Genomic DNA, 9,422 nt, shown 5'->3' on the forward strand with positions numbered 1-9,422 from the left:
TGATCTCAAATCGGCCAGCGCGCCGACCGGCGCTTCGAGGGCCCGCGCGGCCGCAAGTACCAGCTCTTCCCCGGCTCGCCGCTCGCGAAGAAGCCGCCGCCGTGGGTGCTGTCGGCGACGCTGCTCGATACCGAGCGCGTCTGGGCGCTGATCAATGCCGCGATCGAACCGCAGTGGGCGATCGACGAACTGCCGCACCTGCTGTCGCGCCGGCAGAGCGATCCGCGCTGGTCACGTGCGCAGGGGCGGGTCATCGGCAGCGAGCAGATCGGGCTGTTCGGGCTCGTGCTCGCACCCAAGCGGCCGATCCACTACGGGGCGCTGTTTCCCGAAGAAAGCCGCCCGATCTTCGCGCGTGATGCATTGGTTACCGGCGAGATCAACACGCGCTCGGTGTTCGTGAAAAAGAACCTCGCGGTGCTCGAGAAGGCGAAGGACGAGGAAGCGAAGCAGCGCCGGGCGGGTCTCGTCGTGGACGACGACTGGATGGCGCAGTGGTACCTCGACCGCCTTCCCGCGCACGTGCACAACGTGCAGGCGCTCGACGCCTGGTACGCCAAGCTGCCGCCGGCCGACAAGGCGACGCTCGAGTGGTCGCTCGATGACCTGATGATCGGCGAAGCCACCACCGCGTCGCGCTTCCCGCCGTTCCTGCGCATGGGCGACGCGCAGCTCGCCGTTCGCTATCGCTTCGAGCCCGGCGCCGCGGACGACGGCATGACGATCGCCGTTCCCCTGCACCTGCTCAACGCACTCGACGAGCCGCAACTGTCGTGGCTGGCGCCGGGCTTCGTGGGCGAAAAGGCGGCCGCGCTCATCCGCTCACTGCCGAAGGCCCAGCGTCGCAACTACGTTCCCGCGCCCGACTTCGCCCGGGCCTTCGCGGAAGCGCACGGCGCATGGAGCGGCGGGCGCCCGGCCGAGCCCGACACCTTCGGCGGCACCCTTGCACGCTTCCTGTCCAGGCTCACGGGCGTTCCCGTGTCCGCGCTCGACTTCGACCAATCGACGATCGAGCCGCACCTGCGCACCAACCTGCGCCTTCTCGACCGCGACGGCCGGCACGTGCTCGCCGAATCGCGCGACCTCGGCGACCTTCGCGAACGGTTCGGCGCGCTCGCCGCCGACGCGTTCGCGGAAACGGCGTCGACCGGCCTTGCGCAGGAAGCGCTGACCGCGTTCCCGCCCACGCACATACCGGAAGCGGTGCGCGGCGCAGGCGGCGTGCCCGCGTTCCCCGCACTGCACGACGACGGCGATACCGCGTCATTGCAGGTCTTCGCGCAACGAGACGAAGCCATGCGCTCGCATCCGGGTGGCGTGCGTCGCCTGCTTCGCATCGCACTCGCCGATCGCATGCGACAGGCGCGCAAGCAACTGCCGGTCTCGCCGAAGACCGCGCTGCTCTACGCGGCCATCGAGTCCGCCGCGAAGCGCGGTGGCGAGGCCGGGTCGCTGAAGGAAGGCGACCGCCTTCGGCTCGACCTGGTCGACGGCGCCTTCGACGCGCTTACCGCGGAGGGTCTCGAAGCCGTGCGAGATTCCGACGCGTTCGACGCGCGGCTCGAACAGGTCGCGAAGGGCCTGTTTCCCGAGGCCACCAACCGCCTGCGCCAGGCCGAAGCGATCCTGGCGGCCGTCGCGGACGCACGTGCCAAGTTCGAATCACCGCTGATGGGCTGGGCGAGCGGCAACCTGGACGACATGCGCGCGCACCTGGCATGGCTGACGCCGCCGGGATTCCTGCGCGACACACCCGCCGCCGCGCTACGCGAGTATCCGCGCTACCTGAAGGCGCTCGCGCTGCGCGCCGAACGCGCGCTTCGCGATCCCGCGCGCGACCAGGCCCGCATGCTCGAGCTGCGACCGTTCGTGCAGGCGCTGGAAAACGCCGGTTCCGGCGATCCCGAATGGGATGGCTTGCGCTGGGACCTGGAGGAGCTGCGCGTATCGTTGTTCGCACAGGAACTGGGCGCGCGTAGCGGCGTCTCGCCCAAGAAACTCGCGCAGCGGCTCGCCCAACTGTCGGGCTGAGCCGCCGCGTCGCGCGCTACTTGACGCGGATGACCTTCGCGCGGGTGCCGTAGCCCTTTACCGCGAAGTACCAGGCATTGCCGACGAGGCTCGGCGAGACGACCACGTCGGGATGGGTCAGCCGCACGCCCGCGAGGCTTGCCTCGTCGATCTGGCGCCACGCCTGGCCATTGTCGAGCGTGTATACGCGGCCCTGGCCGAAGCCGCGGAACTCGCCGGTGATCGCCGACTTGATCGGATCGGTCGAGCCGAAGTTGAAGAAGCCGCGGTTGTCGTCCTCGACCTTCTTCTTCGCGGCGACGGCCGCCTTGGCCGCTTCCGTCTCGATCGTGCGGCCGAGCCAGGTGTTCAGCCGGGCCAGTTCGTCGGGGGACAACTTGTCGAGGCCGGTGGCCTTGAACTCCTCGGTGGACATCTGCTGCTGGATCGGCGGCGCCGCCGCATGGGCCGCGGAGGCCGTGCAGGCGAATGCGACGGCGAGGACGAGGGCGCGCGATCGTGCAAGGGCCATGAACTGTTCCTCCGGACGGATGCCGGCTAGTGTAGATCGCTCCGCCCCGGCATTTCGATGAACGCGCCGCCGCCGACGCATGGCTTCACCGACGCGCTCGGCCATCCGGCGTGCGCCACGCTCGGCCCGGCGCTTCGCGACGCGCTCAAGGCGGCCGCGGTGCCGGCGATCGACGACTCGCGGTGGGGGATGGTCGACGCCGTGCTCGGTGCGCTCGGCGTTCTCGATGCGGACGGGGAAGTCGTCGCTGCCGCGCTCTTGTACGACTGGCCCGGCCTGGCGCAGGCGCTCGGCGCAACATTCAACACGCGCTTTCCCGCGGTCGCGGCACTCGTCGAAAGCCAGCGCGCCGCCGAACCGGTGTGGACGCTGCACGCGCGGCATCCCGGCGGGAGTGGCAGCGAGGGCCTGCGTCGCCTGCTGCTCGCAATGGTGCGTGACCTGCGCGTTGTTCCGATCCTGCTCGCGCGGCAGCTCGCACGCATGCGCGCTGCGGCAGCGTTGCCCGAGGAGGAACAGCGCGCGCTGGCCTCGCTCACGCGCGACATCCACGCGCCACTCGCCAACCGGCTGGGCATCTGGCAGCTCAAGTGGGAACTCGAGGACCTGGCGTTCCGTTTCCTGGAGCCGGCGACCTACCAGCAGATCGCGCGCCTGCTGGACGAGAAGCGGCCCGCGCGCGAGCAGTACATCGAGAACGTGAAGTCGACGCTGCGCGCCGCGCTGCAGGCACAGGGCATCAATGCCGACGTCGCCGGCCGGCCCAAGCACATCTACAGCATCTGGAAGAAGATGCAGCGCAAGCACGTGCCGATCAGCGAGCTGTACGACCTGCGCGCCGTGCGGGTGCTGGTCGACGACGTCGCCGCCTGCTACGCGGCACTCGGCATCGTGCACGCGACGTGGGTGCCGGTGCCCAGCGAGTTCGACGATTACATCGCGCGCCCCAAGCGCAACGATTACCGTTCGCTGCACACCGCGGTGATCGGCCCCGAAGGCAAGACGCTCGAGGTGCAGATCCGCACGCACGACATGCATCGCCAGGCGGAGCTGGGCGTTGCCGCGCACTGGAAGTACAAGGAAGGCGGCGGGCCGGGCGGCTCCAGCGGCCAAGCGACCGCCGCGTTCGAACGCAAGATTGCCTGGATGCGGCGCCTGCTCGACCAGTCGGGCGAGGAGGGCGTGCTCGAAGGCGAACTCGACAGCGAGCTGGTCGAGGACCGCATCTACGTCCTGACCCCCAAGGGCGAGGTGGTGGACCTGCCCGCCGGCGCCACGCCGCTGGACTTCGCCTATCACGTGCACACCGACGTCGGGCATCGCTGCCGCGGTGCCAAGGTTGACGGCCGCATCGTGTCGCTCGACCACCGGCTGCGCAGCGGCGACCACGTCGAGATCCTCACGGGCAAGGTGTCCGAGCCGCGCCGCGACTGGCTGATCGCGTCGAACGGGTTCCTCGCCAGCGCGCGCTCGCGCGAGAAGGTGCGCACGTGGTTCAACCGGCTCGACCGCGCGCGCAACGAGCAGGCCGGGCGCGAAATGCTCGAGAAGGAATTGCGACGCCTGTCGCTTCTGAATGCCGATCTCTCGCCCGCGCGCGAACGGTTTCATGCAGCCAGCGACGCGGACCTGCACGTGCTGGTCGCGCTCGGTGACGTCGGGCCGCACCAGGTGGGGCGCGCGTTGCTCGAGCACGAGCGCGCGGCACACGAGGCATCCGCGCCGGCACCGGCCGCGCCTGCCCCCGCGCGAAAGCCGCGTAGCGGTCGAGAGGGCGAGTTCACGGTGCAGGGCGTGGGCAACCTGCTGGTGCAGATCGCGCGCTGCTGCCAGCCCGTGGCGGGCGAAGCGATCGCCGGCTACCTCACGCGTGCGCGCGGCGTCAGCGTGCATCGTCCCGATTGCGCTGCGTTCCAGCGACTGGCCGCCGCCGAGCCGCAGCGCGTGCTTCCGGTCGAATGGAGCCGGGCGGGCAGCGGCTACGAGGTCGACGTCGAGTTGCTCGCCATCGATCGAAAATGGCTGCTCAAGGAAATCACGAACCTTGTCGCGCAATCCGGCGCGGGGCTGGGCAGCCTGAACACGGAACACGTGCGCGGCGGCACGCAGCTGACCGTGCGACTGCGCTTGCGCGTCGCCGACTACGGCCAGCTGTCGAGCGTGCTCGGCAAGCTTGCCGCGTTGCCCGGCGTGGAGCAGGCGCGCCGCGCCTGATCGACGGGCGCGACGACTCAGTCGAGCGCCAGCGCCCGCCGGACCGCCACGCGCGCGGCAGCTGCGGAGAAGTGCCGGCGAACGTTTTCCAGCCCGTTCGCGGAAAGCCGCGTCCACGACGCTTCGTCGTCGTAGAGGTGGAGCACGGCGGCCGCGAACGCATCGGCATCGTCCGCGACCTGCACGTCCTCGCCGTCGCGCAGGTGCATGCCTTCGACGGCGCATGTCGTCGCGACCACCGGCTGCCCGTGGGCCATGCTGAGGTTGACCTTGCCCTTGACGCCCGCGCCATAGCGCAGCGGCGCCACCGCGATGCGCGCGCCGTCCATGTACGGGTCGAGGTCGGGGACATGGCCGTGAAGGCGGATGCCGTCGATGTCGGCGATCGCCTGGATCTGCGAGGGTGCGTCGGCACCGATGCAATGGAAGGTGATGTCGCCGCGCCGCGCGCGCACTTTCGGCCACACCTCGCGCGCGAACCACAGCACCGCGTCGACGTTCGGCGGATGCCGGAAACCGCCCACGAAGACGATATCGCGTCGTTCTCCGAAGGCGCGGCCCGGCCCCGCGAGTTCATGCACGTTCGACACCACTTCGACCCGCGACTGCGGCGCTTCGTCCGCCAGCAGCGCGCGTTCAACCTCGCTGACGACCCACGTGACGTCGCTGCGGCGGATGACGTCGAGCTCGAGTTCCCGCGTGCGGGCGGCGGCGCGTAAAGCTGCCGCATCGCCGGACGCTTCGGCCCCGCGACGTTCGCGCAGGTAGTGCAGGTCGACGGTGTCGAACACGACGCGTGCGCCGGGCGCGTGGCTCCGCAGCAATGGCACGAACTCGCGGGCCACGTAGTGCCGGCAGAGGATGGCGGCGTCGAAACGTGGACCGTGCGCGCGCAGCCATGCGGGCGCGCGCGCCGCATGCGGGGCATGCCAGCATTCCACGCCCATGGCCTGCAGGCGGGCCGTGGCCGCGCCGGCATCGCGCCGGTTCGCGGGCATGAAAACGACATGCATGCCTTCGTCCATGAGCAGGCGCATCAGGTTGACCAGGCGCACCGAGCCAGAATCGCGCGTGCTGTCGGGCGTCAATGCATCGATGACGAGGACGGTGCGACGCCGCGGCCGCGCCGCCGTGTCGGCATCGGCGCCCGGCGCCGCGTGCGACCGGAGCACGTCCTGCCATTTGTCGAGGAACTTGAGCCGGTTGATGCCCTGGAAGGCCTTCGTTCCTCCATTCTCGTCGGTGCCGGAAGTGACTCCCTCGCAGTGGACGACGCGCGATGCCGGCTGGTAGCGGACTTCGAGGCCAAGCGCGCGAACGGCGAACGCGAGGTCCGTGTCCTCGTAATAGGCAGGCGCATAGCGCGTGTCGAAGCCGCCGATTCGCTTGAACAGGTCGCGCCGCAGCGCGATCGCTGCGCCGGAGCAGTAGTCCACCTCGCGTGAGTAGGCGTAGCGCGGATCCGACGGATCGCCGAACCGCCCGTAATTCCACCCGGACGCATCGCAGAAGACGAGACCGCCGGCCTCCTGCAGACGGCCATCCGGATAGACGAGCTGCGCCCCGGCGAGGCCGGTTCGTGGATGCGTGGCGAAGGTCGCGAGCAACGCTTCCAGCCAGCCGGGCTGCGGCACGGTGTCGTTGTTGAGGAAGACGAGGAACTCGCCGCGCGCGAGCGCCGCGCCGTCGTTGCAGGCGGCGATGAATCCGCCGTTGCCCGTGCGGCGGTGGTAGCGCAACCCGGCGATGCCCGGGAGGATGGCCGGCGTGGCGTCGGTCGAGCCGTCGTCCACCACGATTATTTCGTGCGGCGTGGTCGGCGGATGCTCGGCCAGCGCCTGCAGGCACTCGAGCGTGTGCGCCAGGTGGCCGTACACCGGAATCACGATGCTGGCCATCGGCGCCGTGGCCGACGTACCGAGCGCGGCCGGGACCGTTCCCGGCGATGCGGGCCGGTACAGCGTCGTCGACGGACGTGGCGCGCCCACGCCAACGTGGTCGCGCACGCGCGAAAGCGTGCCGCCCAGGCCCCTCGAACGCAGGCTCGCGCTGGCTCGACGGAGCAGGCCCGCCGCGCGGACCAGTGAGAAGCGAAGTCCGGCCCAGCTCACGGAATCGGGTACCTCGACATGGGGTGAAGCTCCAATTCCGCGTGAACCGTGCCATCGGTCCGGCCGGGCGCGGCGCGTGCCTGCGCTAGACTCGCGGCCAGCGGGCAACAGCCCTTCATTCTCGCACTCCGTGGCCCGAATCGATTACGACGAAGACGAGGATGCCGGCGGCGCCGGCGAACGACCGCTCTGGCTTCGCCGCGCACTGACCATCGCGCTCGTGCTGGGCGGCCTGGCGCTGGGGTTCCTGATCCCTTACGTGACCTACCTGAACCACGAGGTGGGGCAGCGCTTCGGGCAGCTGCAATGGCAGTTGCCGACGCGCGTCTATGCCCGACCGCTGGAGCTCGTCCCGGGCCTCGTCCTGGACGCGCCGACACTCAAGACGGAACTCGACGCCGCGTCCTATCGCGCCGGCGATGGTGTGCGCGAGGGAACCTACGCGCAGCAGGGCGGCCGCTGGCTGATCGCCAGCCGCGGTTTCCACGATGTCGACGGCGTGGTGCCGGCGCGCCGCATCGAAGTCCTGCTCTCGGGCGGGCGCGTGATGGCCGTGCGCGACGCCGCCGCGCATCGCAGCCTTCGCTCGCACCGACTTGACCCTGCCCGCATCGCCACGCTCTACGGCCAGAAGCAGGAAGAGCGGCGCCTGGTGCGCATCAATGAAGTGCCCGACCTGCTCGTCACGGGCCTGCAGGCGGTCGAGGACCGCGACTTCAACCATCACATCGGCATCGACATCTCGGGCATGGTGCGCGCCGCGATCGTCAACCTGCGCTCCGGCGGCAAGCGCCAGGGCGCGAGCACGCTCACCCAGCAGCTCGCGCGCAGCGGCCTGCTGGGCATCGGCCAGGAACAGACCTTCAGCCGCAAGTTCAAGGAAATCCTGTACGCGCTGCTGATCGAGGCCCGCTACGACAAGAGCACGATCCTCGAGGCCTACTTCAACCAGGTCTACCTCGGCCAGCACGGTTCCCAGGCGATCCGCGGCGTGGCCGCCGGCGCGGAATTCTGGTTCGGTCGCGACCTCAAGGACCTGTCGACGGAGCAGGTCGCACTGCTGATCGGCATCGTGCGCGGCCCGTCGTACTACGACCCGCGCGAGCATGGCGACCGCGCACTCGAGCGTCGGAACTTCGTGCTCGACAAGATGCTCGAGACCGGGCTGATCGACCAGGCCGAACACGACCGCGCACAGAAGGCGCCGCTCGGCGTCACGGCGAACCCGACCACGCTGGCGCCGAACCGGTTCCCTGCGTATGTCGACCTCGTGCGGCGCCAGCTGTCCCGCGACTATCCGTCCGAAGGCCTCGTTGGCGCGGGCCTGAGCGTGATGACCGGGATGTCGCCGTCGGCACAGGCGTATGCAGAAGGCGCCGTAACCAAGACGCTGCGGCAGCTTGCGTCGGCCAAGCGCCCCACGCTGGAGGCCGGCGTCATCGTCACCGACGTGCATCGCGGTGAGGTGGTGGCGGCCGTGGGCGCGCGCGAATTCACGGAGCACGGTTTCAACCGCGCCGTCGAAGCGCAGCGTCCCGTCGGCTCGCTGCTCAAGCCCTTCGTGTACCTGCTGGCGCTGGCCGAACCGTCGAAATGGTCGCTCGCCAGCTACGTCGAGGATTCGCCGATCACGGTGAAGATCCAGGGCGGCAAGCCGTGGTCGCCGGGTAATTCGGACGGGCACAGCCACGGCACGGTGCGCATCGTCGACGCGCTCGCGCAGTCGATGAACCAGGCGACGGTCCGCGTCGGCATGCAGGTGACGCCGCAGCGGCTCGCCGACCTGATCCGCACGCTCGCCGGCATCGAGATCGAAGGCAACGCGAATCCGTCGCTGATCCTCGGCGCGGTCGACGAGAGCCCGTATGCGATGGCGCAGCTCTACCAGTTCCTCGCCTCGGGCGGGCGCATCCAGCCGCTGCGCGCCGTGCGCGGCGTGCTCGACGCGAATGGCCGCGCGCTCAATCGCTACGACAAGCCGTCCGCACCCGCGCAGCCCGGCGACGCGGTGGCCGCGCGGCTGGTGACCTATGGAATGCAGCAGGTGGTCAACCACGGCACTGCGCACCAACTGATCACCGACGGGCGCGGCAATCTGTCGCCGGCGGGCAAGACGGGCACGTCGAACGACGGCCGCGACAGCTGGTTCGCCGGTTTCACGGGCGATCACCTCGCGGTGATCTGGGTCGGCAACGACCAGAACAAGATGACCGGCCTGTACGGCGCGACCGGCGCCATGCGCGTCTGGTCGTCGCTGTTCGCGCACCTGCCGTCTGCGCAGTTGACGCTGCCGGAAGACGGCATCGACTGGGAGTGGGTGGCCGGCAGCCACACCACCGACAGCGGCTGCCCGGGCGCCGACCGCTTCCCGTTCGTGCCGGGCTACGCGCCTTCGCATGAGCCGTGCCCGTACGTCGCGGCGCCGAGTGCGCCCACCGACAACGGCGAGGCCTCGCCGCCGCCGGAACAGGGCGGCGGGTTCTGGAATTCCCTGTTCGGGGGCGACCGCTCCGGCGACCCCGATCCGGCCAAGCGTGCGCCGCCGCCGGAGC

The 9,422-nt window shown here is 70.1% G+C and carries 5 protein-coding genes; 3 read left to right on the forward strand and 2 right to left on the reverse strand.

What is annotated here, in order from left to right:
* Nucleotides 1-105: 105 nt before the first annotated feature.
* The gene (locus FW784_RS09700) at nt 106-2,034 is read left to right on the forward strand and encodes a DUF3418 domain-containing protein (RefSeq protein WP_425481626.1); all 1,929 of its coding nucleotides are present in this window, start codon (nt 106-108) and stop codon (nt 2,032-2,034) included.
* 16 nt (nt 2,035-2,050) lie between these two features.
* Here FW784_RS09700 and FW784_RS09705 read toward each other — a convergent pair whose 3' ends face one another.
* Complete coding sequence (locus tag FW784_RS09705) at nt 2,051-2,545, reverse strand: hypothetical protein (RefSeq protein WP_149353148.1); 495 nt, start codon at nt 2,543-2,545, stop codon at nt 2,051-2,053.
* 57 nt (nt 2,546-2,602) lie between these two features.
* On the opposite strand from FW784_RS09705, the gene FW784_RS09710 reads away from it, so the two are divergent.
* Entirely contained in the window at nt 2,603-4,759 is a 2,157-nt protein-coding gene (locus tag FW784_RS09710; protein WP_149353149.1) for a RelA/SpoT family protein, read from the forward strand.
* A 17-nt stretch (nt 4,760-4,776) separates the two neighbouring features.
* Here FW784_RS09710 and FW784_RS09715 read toward each other — a convergent pair whose 3' ends face one another.
* Entirely contained in the window at nt 4,777-6,870 is a 2,094-nt protein-coding gene (locus FW784_RS09715) for a glycosyltransferase (protein WP_149353150.1), read from the reverse strand.
* A gap of 130 nt (nt 6,871-7,000) precedes the next feature.
* On the opposite strand from FW784_RS09715, the gene mrcB reads away from it, so the two are divergent.
* Nucleotides 7,001-9,422: penicillin-binding protein 1B (mrcB, locus tag FW784_RS09720; protein WP_149353151.1), on the forward strand; the 2,422-nt coding region annotated here is incomplete at its 3' end.

It is taken from the genome of Cognatilysobacter lacus, assembly GCF_008274655.1.
Taxonomy (GTDB): domain Bacteria; phylum Pseudomonadota; class Gammaproteobacteria; order Xanthomonadales; family Xanthomonadaceae; genus Cognatilysobacter; species Cognatilysobacter lacus.